General features: G+C 39.3%; 17 protein-coding genes and 1 other annotated feature. Of the genes, 10 read left to right on the forward strand and 7 right to left on the reverse strand.

Annotated elements, in window-relative coordinates; genetic code table 11:
* Positions 1 to 427 precede the first annotated feature (427 nt).
* On the reverse strand, positions 428 to 1,009 hold the full coding sequence (locus tag RV00_RS03635) for a DUF4352 domain-containing protein (RefSeq protein WP_071861243.1): 582 nt from the start codon (positions 1,007 to 1,009) through the stop codon (positions 428 to 430).
* Positions 1,010 to 1,117: 108 nt separating this feature from the next.
* On the reverse strand, positions 1,118 to 1,984 hold the full coding sequence (locus tag RV00_RS03640) for a CPBP family intramembrane glutamic endopeptidase (protein WP_071861244.1): 867 nt from the start codon (positions 1,982 to 1,984) through the stop codon (positions 1,118 to 1,120).
* A gap of 624 nt (positions 1,985 to 2,608) precedes the next feature.
* Between RV00_RS03640 and recQ the strand changes: the two genes are divergently transcribed.
* Complete coding sequence (gene recQ, locus RV00_RS03645; RefSeq protein WP_071861245.1) at positions 2,609 to 4,360, forward strand: DNA helicase RecQ; 1,752 nt, start codon at positions 2,609 to 2,611, stop codon at positions 4,358 to 4,360.
* A gap of 58 nt (positions 4,361 to 4,418) precedes the next feature.
* Here the strand turns inward: recQ and RV00_RS03650 are convergent, their stop codons facing one another.
* The gene (locus RV00_RS03650; protein ID WP_249024053.1) at positions 4,419 to 5,759 is read right to left on the reverse strand and encodes a DUF1576 domain-containing protein; all 1,341 of its coding nucleotides are present in this window, start codon (positions 5,757 to 5,759) and stop codon (positions 4,419 to 4,421) included.
* Positions 5,760 to 6,082: 323 nt separating this feature from the next.
* Positions 6,083 to 6,314 (forward strand) — a binding site (T-box leader).
* A 75-nt stretch (positions 6,315 to 6,389) separates the two neighbouring features.
* Here RV00_RS03650 and RV00_RS03655 point away from each other — a divergent pair.
* From RV00_RS03655 to RV00_RS03685, 7 genes are all read left to right on the forward strand, one after another.
* Positions 6,390 to 7,202 (forward strand): MetQ/NlpA family ABC transporter substrate-binding protein, encoded by an 813-nt coding sequence (locus tag RV00_RS03655; RefSeq protein WP_071861247.1) that lies wholly within the window; start codon positions 6,390 to 6,392, stop codon positions 7,200 to 7,202.
* Positions 7,203 to 7,222: 20 nt separating this feature from the next.
* Positions 7,223 to 7,729, forward strand: coding sequence for a peptide-methionine (S)-S-oxide reductase MsrA (gene msrA, locus RV00_RS03660; RefSeq protein WP_071861248.1), 507 nt, complete (start codon positions 7,223 to 7,225; stop codon positions 7,727 to 7,729).
* A 243-nt stretch (positions 7,730 to 7,972) separates the two neighbouring features.
* On the forward strand, positions 7,973 to 8,806 hold the full coding sequence (locus tag RV00_RS03665) for a PRD domain-containing protein (RefSeq protein WP_071861249.1): 834 nt from the start codon (positions 7,973 to 7,975) through the stop codon (positions 8,804 to 8,806).
* A 23-nt stretch (positions 8,807 to 8,829) separates the two neighbouring features.
* Positions 8,830 to 10,230, forward strand: coding sequence for a 6-phospho-beta-galactosidase (lacG, locus tag RV00_RS03670; RefSeq protein ID WP_211272370.1), 1,401 nt, complete (start codon positions 8,830 to 8,832; stop codon positions 10,228 to 10,230).
* Between the two features lie 16 nt (positions 10,231 to 10,246).
* Entirely contained in the window at positions 10,247 to 10,564 is a 318-nt protein-coding gene (locus RV00_RS03675) for a PTS sugar transporter subunit IIA (RefSeq protein ID WP_071861251.1), read from the forward strand.
* A 12-nt stretch (positions 10,565 to 10,576) separates the two neighbouring features.
* Positions 10,577 to 12,292, forward strand: a complete 1,716-nt coding sequence (locus RV00_RS03680) for a PTS lactose transporter subunit IIBC (protein WP_071861252.1) — start codon at positions 10,577 to 10,579, stop codon at positions 12,290 to 12,292.
* A gap of 217 nt (positions 12,293 to 12,509) precedes the next feature.
* Positions 12,510 to 13,088 carry an ECF transporter S component gene (locus RV00_RS03685; RefSeq protein ID WP_249024054.1) on the forward strand — a complete coding sequence of 193 codons (579 nt, stop codon included), beginning with the start codon at positions 12,510 to 12,512 and terminating at the stop codon, positions 13,086 to 13,088.
* Positions 13,089 to 13,151: 63 nt separating this feature from the next.
* On the opposite strand, the gene RV00_RS03690 is transcribed toward RV00_RS03685, so the two are convergent.
* From RV00_RS03690 to RV00_RS03700, 3 genes are all read right to left on the reverse strand, one after another.
* Positions 13,152 to 14,903 (reverse strand): NADH-dependent [FeFe] hydrogenase, group A6, encoded by a 1,752-nt coding sequence (locus tag RV00_RS03690; RefSeq protein ID WP_071861253.1) that lies wholly within the window; start codon positions 14,901 to 14,903, stop codon positions 13,152 to 13,154.
* Between the two features lie 12 nt (positions 14,904 to 14,915).
* Complete coding sequence (locus RV00_RS03695; protein ID WP_211272367.1) at positions 14,916 to 16,793, reverse strand: NADH-quinone oxidoreductase subunit NuoF; 1,878 nt, start codon at positions 16,791 to 16,793, stop codon at positions 14,916 to 14,918.
* 104 nt (positions 16,794 to 16,897) lie between these two features.
* Positions 16,898 to 17,398, reverse strand: a complete 501-nt coding sequence (locus RV00_RS03700; protein ID WP_071861254.1) for an NADH-quinone oxidoreductase subunit NuoE family protein — start codon at positions 17,396 to 17,398, stop codon at positions 16,898 to 16,900.
* A gap of 288 nt (positions 17,399 to 17,686) precedes the next feature.
* On the opposite strand from RV00_RS03700, the gene RV00_RS03705 reads away from it, so the two are divergent.
* The gene (locus RV00_RS03705; RefSeq protein WP_071861255.1) at positions 17,687 to 17,866 is read left to right on the forward strand and encodes a hypothetical protein; all 180 of its coding nucleotides are present in this window, start codon (positions 17,687 to 17,689) and stop codon (positions 17,864 to 17,866) included.
* Positions 17,867 to 17,887: 21 nt separating this feature from the next.
* Here RV00_RS03705 and RV00_RS03710 read toward each other — a convergent pair whose 3' ends face one another.
* Complete coding sequence (locus RV00_RS03710; protein ID WP_071861256.1) at positions 17,888 to 18,547, reverse strand: Crp/Fnr family transcriptional regulator; 660 nt, start codon at positions 18,545 to 18,547, stop codon at positions 17,888 to 17,890.
* Between the two features lie 319 nt (positions 18,548 to 18,866).
* On the opposite strand from RV00_RS03710, the gene nox reads away from it, so the two are divergent.
* Positions 18,867 to 20,198 (forward strand): H2O-forming NADH oxidase, encoded by a 1,332-nt coding sequence (nox, locus tag RV00_RS03715; protein WP_071861257.1) that lies wholly within the window; start codon positions 18,867 to 18,869, stop codon positions 20,196 to 20,198.
* The last annotated feature ends 20 nt before the right edge of the window (positions 20,199 to 20,218 follow it).

The raw sequence follows: 20,218 nt of genomic DNA on the forward strand, positions 1-20,218 counted from the left end.
AAAGATTACTTTTTTATGAAGAAACAGACCTCTAAAAAATGCGTAAACAGGCTATAAGGATTCGCTTAATTGAAGTGACCGGATTACTAATATGAACAACAAAGGCAAGAACAGAAGTTTCTTTGTCTAAAATGAACGATGGAAACAAATTATCAATGCAAGGAATAAAAAGACAATTTTTTGAAAGTTATTCAATAACTGAAAATACTTACTGATCGTAATTATTTACATATATTTTATTTATAATTTGAAATTATCTAATTCTGGTCGGGATACTTTTTCATAAAATTATATAATTGTTTTGAGCATTTAGCTTTAGAGACTACTTAATGATCTTTACATAGTAAATGCGTTCTATATTAAAACGTTATAGCTAAATTAAAAAAGGTTCATTCCAGTGTGAAAAGAAAAGTAAGATGGCCAATCTTTAAACAGTGGTCTTAAATTTAGCAGCTTTTTCAAAAGAAATGAGTGGAGCAAAATGAATTTCAATTTTACCTGATTGATTTAATGCGAAATGAGCGGTAACATCCATTTGTTTGCCGGAAGCAACAGAGCCCATAGTGTTTTCATTTGCATAAGTCTCTGCTTTTTTATCGTCAGGACCGTAAACTTCTACGTCAGCCCCAACTGGAATATCTTGTTTATCATCATTTTTTACTGTATAAGTAATTTTAATTACTTGTGCAGGTTGCTTTTCTTCAAATTGATTTCTTTGATCTGTTAGCTCCACGTTATTTAATGTATAAGTGACATTGCCAACCTTCACTGAATCGCCAACTTTATAGAAAGTTTCTGTTACTTCTTTTTCAGAAGACTTACTACTATTCTCAACCTTTTCCCCACCATTGTCACTAGCATGATCGTCAGTGTTACCACCTAATGAACTACCGATGACAGCAATGAGAATGATTGCAAATATCCAAAACACCACTTTTTTGTAAAATGGTTTTTTCTCCGTCATTATATATTGTTTACCGGATTCCTTTGTAATTGTTTTCTTAGACATTTTATTTCTCCTTATAAATATTTTCATGTTCTTACTTAGTGATAAATAGCATTTGTCAATAAGTTTACTAATGTAAGGCTATACTATTAATATGAGCATTAAAAATTTCTAGTTTTTAGTTTGCTTATCTCTAATTTTGATAAATAGAAAAATAATTGTAAAAGCAATAAAAATTGAAATAGTTAACCCAAGACCTCCTTCAAAACCAAAATTCCCACCGTTTATTAAGGATTGTTCAGGTAACAAAGTTGTCTTAAATAGAGAAGAATAAACAGAGAGCCCACTTACTTTTACTCCAAATACTGGGCCTAACATAAAATTCCAGACAGCATGAAAGGCTCCAACAAAGAGGATATTATCAGTTAAACAAAAGATTGTTGATAGTAGCATCCCCGCTAAAAATAGATTAAATAGCGCTAGTGGAGTTGTATCTGGATTTATTCCATGAAGAATAGCAAAAATTAAGGAATTTACGATTAAGCCGATCCAGACATTATATTTTGCACTTAACGAATTCATGATGAATCCACGACAAACGATTTCTTCCATTAACCCTTGCGGAAAGTATGCCAAAAACGCTGCTAACACATACACCAAATTAACCGCTGTTAAATTGGAAGTTAACTCAACGGAACCAGCCAGCAAATTGACTAATAAAACAGTCATTAAGAAAGTAATTGAGAGAATTATTCCAGTAAAAATTTTACTTATTATATATTTGTCTTTAAATCCCAATGACGAAAGAGTTCTTTTTTGAAAGAATTTGCAGAAAAGTATAACTATAAGAATTACAAATAGATTAGCAAATAGATTATAAACTTCCTGAACACCAGTATTCTTGATGTAGGTTCCTGGGAGGATTGAGATTCCTTGGGCAACAAAAACAATTATGAGACCGATTATAATGGTCAGCCATATATTTCGATTTTGCTGTTCTTTTGTTAATTGAATCGATGTGGTTGAGTGGAATTTCATGTGTAGAATCATTCCTTTCTAAAGCATATTTGCTTAATTCTGTTTGAATTATAATATGCATTCATCTGTTGATCAAAAAAGGTCTACTATATAGGACCAAAATGGGAATAAAAACTTGAAGCAAGATCAATTGATTAGTCAAAAGTGGATAGCGGTCAAAAAAGTTAAAACATCAAGAAGAGTTTCTTCGTTTCGCTAAACATCCCTCCCAACTCATTGACGTGCTTAATTAGGTACGTTACGATAACTAAGTTAAATAAATACAGTCTTGAATCCCAGTGCTGCAAGAAAAAAACGCGATAAATGTTGTAGAAATTTACTCAGCATAGATACGCTAAAAGTTACAGACAAAAATATTGCTAAATAAAATTCTATAGAAGCGTGAAGATCCGCGCTTCTTTTCTGTTTCTTACTATTTTGAAGTTTTATTTTACAATTGCTGGAACGAAAAGCGATTAGATTTATATAGGATAAATGATAGGATTTTCTTTTATTATCAGATAGATAAAATGATCTATCTACTTCTAGTCATGAAATTTAGTTATTCCTTGCTCAGCTCGATAAAGGCAAGCTAAATAAGAGTACACTGATCACGCATCAGTTTGTAATAGAAAGGGTACATCTATGGAACGCATAAAAGAATTATTAGCAGAAAAATTTGGTTATACGCAATTTCGCAGTGGTCAAGAGGAGATCATCCAAAGAGTTCTGCAAAAAGAAAACGTCTTAGGCATCATGCCTACGGGCGGCGGAAAATCGATTTGTTATCAGCTGCCAGCACTAGTCTTGGAAGGCTTAACGTTAGTGGTTTCGCCGTTGATCTCCTTGATGAAGGATCAAGTCGATAGTTTAAATGAAGCGGGAATTCCAGCGGCGTTTATTAATAGTACATTATCGAATCTGGAAATGAATGAACGGGTCAGACAGGCTGCCCGTGGGGAGATCAAATTATTGTATATAGCGCCAGAGCGTTTGGAGTCCGCTGACTTTCGTGAATTGCTACGCTATGTGCCGATTGATTTGTTAGCCGTAGACGAGGCTCATTGCATTTCTCAATGGGGACATGATTTTCGACCTAGTTATTTAAAGTTGGCAGAGACGATTGAAAATTTTAATCAACAACCAACGATTATTGCTTTAACGGCTACAGCAACGCCGCAAGTGGCTGAGGATATTTCCAATCTTTTACATATTCCGAAAGAAAATGAGATCAAAACTGGTTTTGCTAGAGAAAATTTGGCGTTTCAAGTGGTGAAAGAGCAAAAGGACGTTTATTTACTAGAATATTTGAAGTTAAATCAAGGACAATCGGGAATTATTTATGCATCGACCCGTAAAGAAGTCGATCGCTTATTCCATCTATTGAAGCATCATCAGTTTGCGGTAGGTAAATATCATGGCGGCTTAAGCAGCGAAGAACGTTTGCGAAACCAAGAGGATTTTCTATTTGATCGGATCGAAGTCATGATTGCCACGAACGCTTTTGGTATGGGAATCAATAAAAGCAATGTTCGATTCGTGATTCATGCTCAAATTCCTGGCAATTTGGAATCGTATTATCAAGAAGCCGGTCGTGCAGGACGTGATGGGCTACCAAGCGAAGCGGTTTTGCTGTATGCCCCGCAGGATCTTCAAATCCAACATTTTTTCATTGAACAATCACAATCAGAAGCGACTTATCAGCAAAATGAATACGGTAAGTTGCGAGAAATGAATCAATATGCTCATACCCAGATGTGTCTGCAACGCTATATTTTAAACTATTTCGGTGAAGATCAGCCGGATTGCGGGAGATGCAGCAATTGCTTAGATGAGCGGGAGCAAGTTAATATCACGACGGATACACAAAAAGTTTTATCTTGCGTCAAGCGTATGGGCGAAAAATTCGGTAAAGGTTTGATCGCGAAGGTCTTGACGGGCTCCAATGATCAAAAAATTAAACAGTGGCGTTTTGAGCAGTTGCCGACTTACGGCTTAATGAAGGAGCAATCGCAAAAAGACGTTTCCAATCTGATTGATTACCTGACGGCAGAACATTTTTTAGTTCCTTCAGAAGGGCAATATCCCTTGCTCTCGGTTTCTGAACAAGGTGTGCGAGTGTTGTTAGGCAAGCAAGAGGTCTTTCGTAAACAAGCACCAGTGAGACAATTAGTGGCGGATGATGCCTTGTTTGAAGAGCTGCGCAGTTTACGGTCACAATTGGCGCAAGAAAAAAATCTACCACCATATGTGATTTTTTCAGACAAAACCTTGACTGAGCTGGCGGAAAAGCAACCGCAAACCTCACTGGAATTTTTACAAATCAAAGGTGTTGGAAAAAGCAAGTTAGACAATTATGGGGATCAATTCTTGGCACTGCTAAAAAACGAAGCATAAATAGCGCAGCTCGCCTTTCTTCTAATCGAGGAAAGACGAGCTGTGTTATTTGTGTATCTTATGAATAACCGTCTCTGGTCTTGATTATTTTTGGCAATAAACGTTGGACAGCAGTTTGAAATTTAGCAATCAGCTTTTTTTCCTTTTGAATTAGGAGCAAGTATTGTTTTTGACAAAGGAATTTGATTTTTTGGTTTTTGTAAAAGAGTAGACGGACTGCATCCATCAATAGAACCGTGACGCCACCGGCAAAGCCACAATTGTACAAATTGATACCGGCAGTCAAGTGGTGTGTGTTGCGAGTAATCACCGAAAAAATTACGCCGGAAAGAATCCCGGTCAACAAGCCGTATTTTCTCGTCATAGGCGCTAAGGTACTACCGAAGAGGATAATCACGATATGATTAGTAGTCGCAATGTCTTGATAAAAAAGCAAAGCGGTCAAGAAAATGCCCACAGCCGGAAAAAAGAAGTAACGGAACTTAAAATTATACATGCTAAAACCAGCAAAGGTTAGAATGGCCCCTACTAAAATCCCACTCAATGGTACTCGCAGTCCTAAACAAATCAGAATCGCAAAATAGCCGTAAAGGGAAAAACGTAGAATTTTTTTTAAATCTAGTAAGAAAATTTTGGAGTCAATCGGCTGCAGTTTGGAAAAATACAAGACAATCAAAAGCGGAATGCTAAAAAGAATCAGTAAAAAATAGAGTAGTACATCGTGATGCTCAAAAGAAAGGGCGTGAGGAACAATTTTTATGGTTAAAATTTTTTTGGTTGCAAAATTTCCGAGCATTCCAACGAAACCAGCGGCAAATCCCATATTATAGAGATTCAATTCTTTTGTATGGACCTTTAAAAATTCGAAGATTGGCAAAATGGTGTAGCCAATTAGCAAACCAATAAATAAAGCGAGAAGTTTATAGGAGATGAGGAAGCCAGGGACACTGTAAATCGTGCTAACGATCGGTGAAAGACAGGTACTTAATAAGCCCATCACTAATAAGTCTTGTCGTCCAGAATGATGGATCCGCAAATACAGCAGACAACCTAAAATAATCGGCGCTGAGTTAACAATGTTTTTCCCAAAAAAAGAAAAGCCTGAAAGCATCATAATAATAGAAACAGTAATAGAACAAAAGTGGTGTTTGTGTTTGCGTAGAAGGAACAGGCTGCTTAAGGTCAAGATTCCGCTATTAAGAAAGGCTGGGCCGACGCCAGCGATGTGCACGTAATCGGTGATTAAATTGCTGGGAGATGCGATGATCTGCTGCATTCCACTGAACAAGAGCTGCGGTGAGGTGATGATAAAGGCGATTAGTGTAAGTGCTAGGCCATAGGACAATAAAAACAAGAAAATTGAATTAGTGGAAAGTAATCGTTTCGTCTTTTTTCCCAAAGAATCACACTCCTTCATTTTATTATCAACGTTTGTATTGTAAATTATTTATGTTATTTATTTTTAGGATGAGAACAGTTGAAAACACTTCTGGTAAATTTAATTATACCTTTTATCAGCTGGTAAATATAGTGATAACCATATAAAAGGCAAACAGTCATATCCTATTGCTTGCTGAATAACTGTAATGAAAAAATCAGCGTTTATTATTATTTTGTTTTTTTAAGCATGAAAATTATCCGGGCTGCTAGAAATAAAAAGCGAAGAGGAATTTTTTTTAGTTGCAAAAGCAAAAAGTTTAGACTAGAATAACAGAAATCAATAATCAAACAGTGAAGAGAAGAGTAGTTGATCGCGAGCGATTAAAGAGACCCTCGGGAGGTGAAAAGAGGGATCGTGGAACGTCGATGAAGATGAGCTCTGAGTTTTCAGTTTTGTTCACGCAGGCTGGACGGCAAGCGACCGTTATATCGCCGGGTATGTCTGTACCGTTGAGGTATTGTCTGTGAGGGCGATATGAAGAAGGGTGGTAACGCGAAAATATTCGTCCCTTTATTTATCAGTAAACTGGTAGGTAAAGGGATGGATATTTTTTTTATTTATCAAAAGAAATCTGAGGAGTGTTTATGCATGAAAAGAATTGTTGGAGTGATCTTGTTAATTGGAAGTATTTTTCTATTTGCCGCTTGTGGACAAAAATCTGCGGCGTCGATCGATAAAGTGACAATCGGTGCTTCACCGACACCTCACGCGGAAATTTTAGAGCATATCAAACCTGAATTGAAGAAAAAAGGGATTGATTTGAAGATCGTTAAGTTCGACGATTATGTCTTACCCAATAAAGCTCTGGAAAATGGTGATATCGACGCTAACTATTTTTCCACCGTTCCTTATTTTAATCTTCAGAAAAAAGAAAATGGCTATAAATTTTCCAATGTCGGCGCAATCCACTTAGAACCGATGGGAATTTATGCCCATAAAATCAAAAAAGTCAGTGATATTCCTGACGGGGCAAAAATCATCGTATCGAACGTTCCTTCAGAATGGGGTCGCGTGCTGAATATTTTTGTTAAAAACAATTTGATTAAATTAAAATCAGGAGCGGCCATCGACAAAGCAAGTTTTGAGGACATTGTCGATAACCCGAAACATTTGGTGTTTGATCATAGTGTTGATCCTACCTTGTTGACCGCCGCTTATGAGAATAACGAAGGCGATTTAGTGGCGATCAATTCTAATTTTGCTTATGAAAAAGGTTTGAACCCCGTTAAAGATTCATTGATGATTGAGGAAAAGGATTCGCCTTATGTAAATATTGTTGCGACGAAAACGAAGAATAAGGACAATCAGGATATCAAAAAAATCGTTGAGACGTTGCATGAGCCAGCAGTCCAAAAGTGGATCGAGAAAAAATGGGGCGGTTCAGTCGTACCAGTTAAATAAATAGAAAGAAGTGGAGATAAATGGAACGAGCAATTTTTGCAGGTGGCTGCTTTTGGTGTATGGTGAAGCCTTTTGATAGCTTGCCAGGGATTTTATCAGTGGTTTCCGGTTATACAGGAGGACAAACGGAGAATCCGACTTATCTAGAAGTAAAAAGTGGTGAAACAGGACATACGGAGGCAGTGGAGATTATTTTTGATCCTAGCTTGATCAGCTATCAGGATTTAGTAGAGCTTTATTGGCAGCAAACGGACCCAACCGATGCTTTTGGTCAGTTTGAAGATCGTGGCAGTAGCTATCGTCCAGTCATTTATTATTTTGACGAAATACAAAAAAATTCAGCTGAGGTCAGTCGTGCAAATTTACAAGCTAGCGGACGCTTTGATCAGCCGATCGTCACACAAATTGAGCCGGCACAAACATTCTATCCAGCCGAGGCAGAACATCAAGACTACTATCAACGAAATCCAGAGAATTATCAGAGGAATGCCCAGCGAAGAAAAAAATTTATCCGGGAATTTTGGTAAAGGACTATAAAGTTTGGTGATTTTTGTTGATAATTTGACCAAAAACGATGTTGAAAAAAGTTTGATTTTATTGTTTGAAAATGTTTACAAAAAGAATGATCCGTGTTATACTTCAGTCAGTAAAACGAATATTTAGTGGATCGTTACTAATTTGATTAGGCGAGACTGCGAATAGTAGGAATGAATTTCTCTAAGAAATCGCCTATTGTTTGCAGTCTTTTTTGTTTGGAAGGAGGATCGAAAATGTATCGAATCGTGAAGGTACTAAACAACAACGTCGCGATTGTTAGGGATGGGAACGATCAACAAGCAGTAATCATGGGCGCTGGTATTACTTTCCATAAAAAGAAGGGAGATTTGGTAAACAAGGAGGTCGTTGAAAAAACATTCATTTTGAGAAATCAAGAATCCCAAAACAATTTCTCAACCTTATTAAAGGATATTCCCCTTGACTTCATTACTACAACCTATGAAATCATTGAACAGGCGATAAAAAAATTCAATTATCCTGTTCAGGAGTATATCTATGTCACGCTGACCGACCACATCTATTTAAGCTATCAGAATTTGAATAAAGGAACCTACGAAAATACGAAGCTGCCAGATATGCGTAAGGATTATCCAGTGGAACAAAAAATTGGGGAAAACGCGCTGCAGCTCATTCGTGAAAAACTAGGAATTGACTTTCCTCAAGAAGAAGTCAGCCGAATTGCTTTGCATTTTATCAATGCCAAAGGAACATCGGTCTCTGGTGAAACAGACGAACGAATTGAAAAGGCTATCATCGACCTAGTGCAACATGAACTAGCACAATCAGGGATTAAACGAACCAACAGCAATAAAAATTATTATGATCGCTTAATGATTCATTTGAATTACTTTTTAGAACGTTTGTTATCAGATGAAGGAGTCCAAGACAGCTTTTCCTTGAATTTTGAGGCGAACTTAAAGCAGGATTATCCAGCAGCTTATCAGATCGGCAACCGAATCTATGAATTGATCGGTAGCCAATTAGGCAAAACTTTAAATGAAAACGAACGGATTTATTTTACGATTCATATTCAAAGACTTTTATAAAAGGAGAATGACGAATGACAGAATTGAGAAAGTTACCAGAAGACTTTTTAATGGGAGGAGCAACAGCGGCGTATCAAGTTGAAGGCGCTTTAGATATTGATGGAAAGGGCCCGGTTGCTTGGGATACCTTTTTAGTAGAAAAAGGCCGCTACACAGCTGAGCCCGCCAGTGATTTTTATCATCAATACCCAGTCGATATCGAGCTATGCAAAAAATTCAAAATCGACAGCCTGCGTATGTCGATCGCTTGGAGCCGAATTTTCCCCAAGGGCTATGGTGAAGTCAATCAAAAAGGTGTCGACTATTATCATCAGGTCTTCGCTGAGTGTAAAAAGCACGGTATCACACCGTTTGTCACAATCCATCATTTTGACACACCGAAAGCTCTGTTTGATGATGGAGACTTTTTAAATCGTGAAAATATCAAACATTTCGTTGATTATGCTAAATTTTGTTTTGACGAATTTGACGAAGTTTATTACTGGAGCACTTTCAACGAGATTTATCCTGCGGCAACGAATCAGTATTTGACAGGTGTTTTTCCGCCAGAAATTAAATTTGATCTGTCAAAAACCATCACTGCACTCCATAACATGATGTACGCCCATGCTCAAGCGGTCAATATTTTCAAAGAAGGGTCCTATGAAGGCGAAATCGGCGTTGTCCATTCTTTAGAGCCAAAGTATCCTGCGTCAGATAGCCCTGAAGATATCCACGCGGCTGAATTAGACGATGCTTTATCGGTGAAGTTTTTGATGGATGCGACCTACCTTGGCTATTATTCTGAGCATACGATGGCATGTATCAATGAGATTTTGGCGGCCAATAATACCAGTATTTCTATTGATGAAAATGACTTTGTCGAAATGAAGAAGGCCGCCAATCGCAATGATTATTTAGGTATTAATAATTATGTCAGCCATTGGGTCAAAGCCTACAATGACGAAAGCCAAATGTTTTATAACACCACCGGTGAAAAGGGAACACAAGTCTATCGGATCAAAGGCATCGGCGAACGAATTCAACGGACCGACTTGCCGCGGACGGATTGGGATTGGTTGATTTATCCTGAGGGGATTTATGACTTATTGGTTCGTATCAAAAAGGATTATCCTAATTATCAAAAAATTTATATCACAGAAAATGGTTTAGGCTACAAGGATACTTTTGAAGATGGAATCATTCTGGACGATGATCGGATTGATTATTTAAGAGGCTACTTCAATTATATTTCTAAAGCAATTGACGAAGGTGTGAATGTTAAAGGCTACTTCATTTGGTCTTTAATGGATGTTTTCTCATGGGTCAATGGCTATAACAAACGCTATGGATTGTTTTATGTTGATTTTGAAACGCAAAAGCGTTATCCGAAAGAATCGGCTTACTGGTACAAATTGGTCAGTGAGACGAAGACGATTATTTAATCAGGAGGGGAAAAGGATGAACAAAGAAGAATTGCAAATGCTGGGCTTTGAGATCGTCGCCTATTCCGGTGACGCCCGCAGCACCCTTATGACACTGCTAAAAGAAATTCGCGGGGGAAACTTCGCGAATGTCGATAAGGCGTTAAAGGAGGCTGATGACAATTTGAAATTGGCTCATAACGCTCAAACCCAAGTATTATCCAACGAAGCCAGTGGAGAGGACTTGGACTTAGGCTTCATTTTTATCCATGGGCAAGATCATTTAATGACGACCTTATTGCTGCGAGATTTAGTTCAGGATTTTATCGAATTGTACCAAGCCAAATATAGTTAAGGAGTGTAAAAAATGAATGTAATTATTCAACAAATCGAAAAGCGTCAGGCTTTTTTCCAAAAGATCTCGAAAAATATTTATTTGATGGCGATCAAAGACGGCTTCCTAGCTGCGATGCCAGTAATTCTTTTTTCTAGTATCTTCATTTTATGCGCGGCGATCCCGCCGATTTTCGGTCTGACGATTCCAGCGGGGATCGAAGCTTGGCTCTGGAAAATATACGACTACACGATGGGGATCGTTGGGATGTTGGTAGCTGGAACAACCGCCCGCTGTCTGGCAGGAAATATGAACCGAAAAATGCCTGATGGCAAAGTAATCAATGAAACGTCTGTAATGTTGGCGGCCACGTGTGGCTTCTTATTGTTAGCTATTACAAAGACAGATGGCGCCTTCTTCGCGGACTACATGGGCACCAAAGGTATTTTATCAGCATTTGTATCCGCATTCATAACAGTCAATATGTATAAATTTTGTATTATTCGCGACATTACGATTAAAATGCCAAAAGAAGTTCCCGGAACGATCGCACAAAATTTCCGCGACGTCTTTCCTTTTTCATTCTCTGTTTTCATTTGTGCAATGATTGATATTTTAGCGAGAAACTTTATTAACGCGCCATTCGGTGAAGTTTTCTCTAAGCTGCTTTCACCATTATTCGCCGGCGCGGAAAGTTATTTTGGCTTAGCGATTATCTGGTTTTTGATTCCAATGTTTTGGTTTGTGGGGGTTCATGGGCCTTCTGTAGTGAAGCCAGGACTTTCTGCAGCCTTGTATGGGAATACTGAAGCGAATCTGAAAATATTTACTGAAGGTGGTCATCCCAATCATGCCTTGACGGAAAATTTTGGGAATTTCATTGGGGAACTTGGAGGGACCGGGGCAACCTTTATCGTTCCGATCATTTTCATTTTATTGATGCGTTCAAAACAGTTAAAGGCTGTTGGTAAAGCGTCGATTATTCCAGTGATGTTCGCGGTAAATGAACCGCTGCTTTTTGCGGCACCCATTATTTTGAATCCATACTTTTTCGTTCCATTTTGTTTAGCACCGATTGCGAATGTTCTGATCGGTAAATTCTTTATTAGTGTTTTAGGCATGAACGGATTTATGTATATCTTGCCATGGGCGACGCCGGGGCCGATTGGAACGGTGATGAACACTGGCTTCCAACCTATTTCGATTGTGCTATCATTAGTTTTACTAGCGGTCGATTTTATGATTTATTATCCATTCTGTAAAGCCTATGATAAAGTTTTAGTGGCGCAAGAAGCTGAACGGGTGGAAGAAATCGCTGAAGTGGAAGAAGCATTACCAGAATTATCAAATGCTCAGGCAGTGAAACTTGTCGACAAAAGTGAAACAGTGACCTCTGATGATTTAGAAATAGAACAAGCTTTAGCCCAGGAAGACGATCTAAAAGTCTTAGTCTTATGTGCCGGTGCTGGCACAAGTGCGATGCTGGCTAATGCCCTAGAGGAAGGCGCGAAAGAAACTGGTAAGCATGTAGTAGCAAAAGCTGGAGCTTACGGTTCCCATTACGATATCATGCCAAACTTCGACATGGTGGTTTTAGCACCGCAAGTGAATTCTTATTATGACGATATCAAGACAGACACCGATAGATTAGGGATCAAGTTGATTGCCACTAAAGGCGCGGAATACATTAAATTAACCCGTGACCCGGCTGGCGCTATCAAATTCGTCTTAAACGAAGCCAGTAAATAATTATTAAGCTACTGAAAAATAATGAAACACTATCCTAGGTCGTAGGGTAGTGTTTTTTGTTTTATCCATTTGCTAAATAAATTGGATGAAAAACTGTTTATTACCTAATCTATAAATCTGGTACAATAATTATATTAGCAAGTACCTGTTCTTTTTTTGTAACAACAGATTGGAAGCAAAAAATAGAAAAAGAAAGGAAGTGAAGGGATCACCATTTGTGATTGTTTATACAACTGGGGTTTCTGAAATTATGCAGCGAAAAGCATTATGGATTACACAAACTGCGGTGTTGTTGGCATTATTGATTGCTGTACAGGCAGTGACGGCTGGACTAGGCAATACATTGATAACCGGATCTTTGGTCAACTTGATTTTAATCGTCGCCGTGACGACAGGCGGTCTGGCAAGTGGAATTACGATCGCCGTACTATCACCAATCTTTGCCTTTATATTTGGGATTGGTCCGGCGTTTCCACAAATCGTTTTTTGCATCGCGATAGGAAATGCAGTTTTAGTAGCAATTTGGCATTTGGTTGCGGGCGTTACTAAAAAACAAACAATCATCAATTTTCTTGTGGCTGCGGTGGTAGGAGCAGTGGCAAAATTTGGTGTTCTATATCTTTCAATCGTTCAATTTGTGGTTCCAATTTTATTGAAAATGCCAGCACCTAAAGCAGCTATGGTCTCCGGCGCCTTTTCATTTCCGCAACTAATTACAGCATTAGTCGGTGGTGGTTTAGCAATTTTGATTGTCCCGATCCTTTCGAAAGCATTGAATCATCAAAGAGTCGGTTAATGACAAAGAGTGTATTCTTTTACTAGTAAAAGAGTCGATCATCATGGATGACCGACTCTATTTTTATGGAATTTTTACGACAGTCCGATCACGATAGCTTGTATGCAAAATATGATGAGCTTTTAAACTTCCTGGTTTCTCTAAGAATTCTTGATAAATTTTTTGGACGATCGGGCTTTCATTTGATTTGCGAAGACCTTTGTCTTTATCTTCCGAGTATAAAGCAGCGGCTCGTTTGGTTTTCAAATCGACAAAATTACGAACGGAAGCAGGTTGGACGGGTTGGCCGCCACCATTGATACACCCACCAGGACAGCCCATAATTTCAACAAAATGATAGGCTTTTTCACCAGATTCGATTCGTTTAAGTAATTTTTTTGCGTTGCCAATGCCAGAAGCAACAGCGACGTTGACCGTAGCACCACTCATTTCATAGGTAGCTTCTTTAATTCCTGACATTCCACGAACCTCAGTGAATTCTACTTGCTCCAATGAATGACCAGCTAAAGTTTCTGCGGCAGTTCGCAGGGCGGCTTCCATTACGCCGCCTGTCGCACCAAAAATATAGCCGGCGCCGGTAGCTTCGCCTAGCGGATTGTCAAAGGTTTCATCTTCTAAGTCCACGAAGCGAATGCCGGCTTTGTCGATCATTCGGGCTAATTCGCGAGTCGTCAACGCGACATCGCAATCAGAATAGCCGGCTGCGGCCTCGTCTTCTCTTGTTACTTCGAATTTTTTTGCGGTACAAGGCATGATGCCTACAACAAAAATGTCTTTTGGCTCGATTCCCTCTTTTTCAGCGTACCAAGTTTTGGCTAGCGCACCAAACATCTGTTGTGGTGATTTGCAAGTAGATAGATTCGGGATCAGCTCAGGATGATAGGACTCACAATATTTGACCCAGCCAGGCGAGCAAGAAGTAAACATTGGGAAAGGCCCGTTATTGCTAACCCGTTCTAAAAACTCGTTGGCTTCTTCCATAATAGTGAAGTCCGCCGCCACATTCGTGTCAAAGACTTTATTAAAGCCGATGCGACGTAGGGCCGCCACCATTTTACCTTCTACATTTGTACCGACCGGCAGATGAAAAGCTTCGCCTAGAGTTACCCGAATGGAAGGCGCCGTTTGAACGATGACATGTTTTCTTGGATCTTCTAGGGCGTCCCAAACTTCCTGCGTTTGATCTTTTTCGTGGATTGCACCGGTAGGACAAACAACGATACATTGCCCACAAGAGATACAAGGGACTTCACTCAAATTTTGTTCATAGGCACTGCCGATATGGGTTTTGAACCCTCGGTTATTTGGTCCAATCACACCAACGGCCTGCCATTTCGAACAAGCCGCTACACAGCGGCGGCAAAGAATACATTTATTGTTATTGCGGACCATATGAACAGCGCTATCATCAAATTCGTATTCGCAGTTTTCACCATTGAAATAATCCTCGTCCGCTACGTTGAACTCTTTACACAATTTTTGCAGCTCACAATTTCCACTGCGGATACACGAGAGACATTTTCGTTCATGAGTGGAAAGGATCAATTCTAAAGTTGTCTTGCGAGAATCAAAGACTTTCTTTGAATTGGTGGTGATCTCTATGCCTTCACTAATTGGATAAACGCAGGCAGTCACCAAACTGCGTGCGCCTTTGACTTCTACGACACACATGCGGCAAGCGCCAATCTCGTTGATCTCTTTTAAAAAGCACAAAGTGGGGATCTCAATATTATTGATTCGAGCTGCTTCGAGAATCGTCGATCCTTCGGGAGCAGTCCAAATTTTTCCGTTGATGGTTATCATAACTTCTTTCAATTGCGCCACCTCCTATATGACTGTGATTGCATCGTAGCGACAAGTATCAATACATAAGCCACATTTCGTACAGATCGACTGATCAATTTCATGGGCAAGCTTCACTTCGCCACTGATGGCGCTGACCGGACAGCCTTTTGCACAGGCGCGACAACCGGTACATTTATCCGGTAAAATCCGATACTGAATCAAATTCTTACAGACGCCGGCTGGACAGCGTCGTTCTTCGATATGAGCGACATACTCGTCTTTAAAATAGCGGAGGGTGGAAAGGACCGGGTTAGGGGCTGTTTGACCTAAGCCGCAAAGGGAATTTTCCTGGATATGATGGCACAGCTCTTCCATTTTGTCTAAATCTTCTAAGGTGCCGTTACCCATAGTAATTTTCTCTAAGAGCTCTAATAATCGCTTCGTTCCAACCCGACAGGGCACACATTTTCCGCAACTTTCTTCAACCGTGAATTCTAAGAAAAATTTTGCGATATCCACCATACAGTTGTCTTCGTCCATGACGATCAAACCGCCAGACCCCATCATCGAGCCGATCTCTTTTAAATTTTCGTAATCAATCGGGACATCGTAATTGACTTGAGAGATGCATCCGCCTGAGGGCCCACCCGTTTGAGCGGCTTTGAATCTTTTGCCGTTGGGAATTCCACCGCCAATATCTTCGACAATTTCTCGTAAGGTGGTACCCATTGGAATCTCAACTAGCCCTGTATTCTGGATTTTCCCTCCTAAAGCAAAGACCTTCGTGCCTTTAGACTTTTCAGACCCAAAACTTGCGAACCATTCCGGGCCTTTGAGAATAATTTGCGAGATATTCGCCAGTGTTTCAACGTTGTTAACAATGGTCGGTTTGCCAAACAGTCCTTTGACTGCCGGAAAAGGTGGACGAGGTCGCGGTTCGCCGCGATGCCCTTCAATACTTTCTAACAGTGCTGTCTCTTCCCCACAAACGAAAGCACCCGCACCTAGTCGCAGATCCAGATCAAAAGAAAAATCACTACCAAAGATATGGTTGCCTAAAACACCTTGCTCACGAGCTTGTTTGATGGCGATTTTTAAACGATTGACCGCGATAGGATATTCAGCGCGAACATAAATATAACCTTGACTGGCACCAATCGTGTAGCCAGCGATCGCCATTGCTTCAATGACCGCATGGGGATCACCTTCTAAAACGGAGCGGTCCATAAAAGCGCCGGGATCGCCTTCATCCGCGTTACAGATCACGTATTTTTGATCGGAGATGCTAGCTTTTGCAAATGACCATTTCATAAAAGTTGGAAAGCCGGCACCGCCCCGGCCTCTTAAACCGGAAGCTTTCAAGGTCTCTAGGACCTCATCACGGGAATACTCATTCACTACTTTCGCTAAAGCTTGATAACCATTAAAGGCGATGTATTCCTCGATTTTTTCTGGATCGATTCGTCCACAATTTCGCAGCGCCACTCGCTTTTGCTTGTGATAAAAGGGGGTATCCATTAATTTATTGATGATTTCTTTGCTGTCGTTGTCATGATACAGCAGCTTCTCAACCAGTTTGCCTTTGACTAAGTGATCTGAGACGATTTTTTTGGCGTGCTTTGGCTGAACTTGATGATAGAAGACACCCTCTGGATAAATGATCACGATCGGACCTTGCGCACATAGACCAAAGCATCCGGTTTTGACAATATTTACTTGATCGGTCAACTTATTTTTCGCTAATTCTTCTTTTAAAGCATCGACGAACTCGCCACTTTTAGATGAGATACAGCCAGTACCCGCACAAACGAGGATTTCCTTTTCATAATCCACATTGGAAGCATCTTCATCTTTTAAACGCATCAGGATCGTTTGACGATACGTATTGCGAAGCTCTTTTAACTCATTCCAATCTTCCATATTTTTTACTCCTGACTCTTATGGCTTCCTTCAAAAGCAACATTTTCTTAAAGGACCAGTCTAACGAACTCAATGATTTCTAAATGAGGGTGATCCATCAATCGTTAGTCCATTTTTTGATAGGTCACCAATACTTTGTCCGCTTTTTTCTTAGACAAGCGACCGTAAACTTCTTCATTGACCGTCAGAACAGGTGCTAAGCCACAGGCACCGATGCAACGACAAGACTCTAAAGTGAATTTACGATCAACAGTCGTTTTACCTGGTTCGATTGCTAATTCCGTCGCAAAGGAATCCAAAATGTCGCCGGCACCTTTAACATAGCAGGCCGTTCCCATGCAAACGCTGATAGTATATTCGCCTTTTGGTACGAAAGTAAATTGAGCGTAAAAAGTGGCGGTGCTGTAAAGTTCTTCTAAAGGTAGTTCCAATTCATTTGAAAGCCTTTTCAAAATTTCGATGGGTAAATACCCATAAATTCTTTGGGCATCTTGCAATGCAGGCATCTGTGCACCCGGATGTCCTTTTAATTCTGCCATACAAGTCTGGAATTCCTGATACTGACTTTTCGTTTCAACAAATTCAAACACTGCTTCAATACTCATCGCTCTATGTATCCTCCTTTCTGACTTTGAAAATTTTTCTAAGTGGCCACCATTACTTTTTCAATTGCCTTAAAAAAAATCATATTGCTTGACAAAATAATTATATCAAAAATGAGACCTTGATTGTGATGAAATCAAAGAATGGCAGTGAGAACAGTTCTCGTAAAACTTTTGGTTCGTTAGTATTTGCTGTGAGCTTGAAAAATGTATGTAAGAAAATGAAAGGTGACATATGTCATCACGATTGGTTCTGATTTTCCTTAAAATAAATGATAGGAGATGATGATAATGATTTTTATTTTATTAATTTTTAGCATATTGGCAATAAGTATTTTTAAAAAGAAGAAAAAAAATCAAAAAGAAGAATTGTATTGGCAACGAATTAATCAATATGAGAAACAACGGAAAGAACAGATTCTTCAGCGGGCCAAAAAACAGCAATTGATAGTAAAAAAAGCCGACTCTTAAACGATTAGAGTCGGTAATTTTTTATTTATAGAAACCTTGGGCAGAACGTTGTCGTAATTTTTGTTCCTGTACTATTTTAAAGCCGCCATGTTCTCGCCGCAAAATACCGTCCTCACATAAGGTATTTAACAGGCGCAGTAGGTGGCGATAACTAACACCGATAGTTGCAGCAACATCGGTTAACTTATCTGAAAAATGGCTTTTATAGGCTCCTTGAAAAATGTATGAGCAGAGCCGCTGTTCACCGGTGTAAATTACGTTGGAGGTATAGTTAGAAGAATCCTTCACTAGATTTTTGGATAAATCTTTGGCTAGCGCTGTCATAAATGTAAGGTTTTTAAACATCGGATCTTCTTTGCTTTGAAAGTGAACCACGATACATTCAAAAGGAGAAAGAGTGATGACTGAGGCAGTAGCATAACGAATATCGGTCATTAATTCCACGTCGCCGATTAACCCTCGAGAAAGATAATAAGCTAAAATAAGATCCTTTCCATTGGGGGCACTCATACAAACTTTTGCCTTTCCGGAAACAACAATCATAATAAATTTATATTCAACACCTTGAGAAAAAATTTCCTCACCGGCTTTGAAATGACGGACCGCACAATTTTCCCGCTGATTTAATAAGCCATAGTAACTCAACCAGTTAAGATGATGTGGTTCTAAATTATTTTTCACGTCTGCTTCACCTACCTTGGTTTATTTTACTATTTTTATTGGTTGAAAAACAAATCCTCGGAATTGAATAATTAAAAAACGTTTTAACAATGTATGAATTTCATTGAATGGCTAATTTAGCCTGAAAATAGAAATTGTAAATAAAAAAATAGTTATCAAATAAAGATACGTATTTATGACTGATATTACAGGTAAAAGAAGATTATGCAATATCCATAATTTTTTTAAATCATTTGCATTTTTAACTTTTTACAGAGGCGTATATGGTAAAATCAAACAGATAGTGAAAGGGTATACAATAACTAAAGGAGGATTTTTGATGACAAAAACGGTAATTGTAGGTACAAATCATGCGGGAATTGCGGCAGCCAATACTTTATTGGATAATTTTCAAAATCAAGAAGTGGTGATGATTGATCGAAACGATAATCTAAGCTATTTAGGCTGTGGTACGGCTTTGTGGGTCGGTCGACAAATTGATTCTTATGAAGATCTTTTTTATGCGAAGCGCGAAGATTTTGAAGCGAAGGGCGCAAAAATCTCAATCGAAACTACGGTTGAAACAGTTGATTATGAACAAAAGCAAGTTCATTGTCAAACAAAAAACGGGGAAACCTTTGTTGAAAGCTACGATAAATTGATTTTAGCAACGGGATCGATCCCAATCGCACCAAAAATACCGGGTCGTGAACTAGCCAATATCCATTTTCTGAAACGGTTTCAAGATGGACAAGCGGTGGATGAAATTTTAAGTAGCGAGGGCATTGAGAATGTAGCGGTGATCGGTGCGGGATATATTGGGGTGGAAATTGCGGAAGCCGCTAAACGTCGCGGAAAAAATGTTTTATTATTTGATGCAATGGAACGTTCACTGCCGAGCTATTATGACAAACGATTTACTGACGATATGGATCAAAATTTAACGGAGCATGGCATTGAGTTGCACTTCGGAGAATTAGCGACAGAATATAAAGGAGAATCGAAGGTTGAAGCAATCGTCACTGACAAAGGAGAGTATCCAATTGACCTAGTCATTAACGCGATCGGTTTTTTACCCAATAATGACCTAGGTAAAAATCATTTGGAGTTATTCAAAAACGGCGCTTATCTAGTGGATCGCCATCAGCAAACGAGCGATCCTGACGTATACGCCGTTGGTGATTGTGCAACGATTTTCTCTAATGCGTTGCAAGCAACGACGTATATCGCCTTAGCGACAAATGCTGTCCGTTCAGGAATCGTCGCGGGGTATAATGTTGGTGGTGTGGCGTTGGAATCAACTGGTGTACAAGGCTCAAACGGAATCTCAATCTTTGGGCTTCATATGGTCTCCACAGGGTTATCAGTCGAAGCGGCGGAGAAGAACGGTTTAAATGTGAAATATACCGACTTTGAAGATTTACAACGTCCGGGCTTTATGAAGAATAATGCGAAAGTGAAAATCCGCATCGTTTATGAAGTAGAGTCTCGTCGGGTAGTTGGTGCTCAGCTGTCTTCAACCGAAGATATCTCGAGTGTCATCCACATGTTTTCATTAGCGATTGAAGAACAAGTGACAATCGACAAATTAAAATTACTAGATATTTTCTTCTTACCGCATTTTAACCAACCCTATAACTATATAACGATGGCCGCGTTAAGCGCAGAATAAAAAAAACTCTACCTGTTTTC

Origin of the sequence: Enterococcus devriesei (assembly GCF_001885905.1) — a bacterium.
Classification (GTDB): domain Bacteria; phylum Bacillota; class Bacilli; order Lactobacillales; family Enterococcaceae; genus Enterococcus_A; species Enterococcus_A devriesei.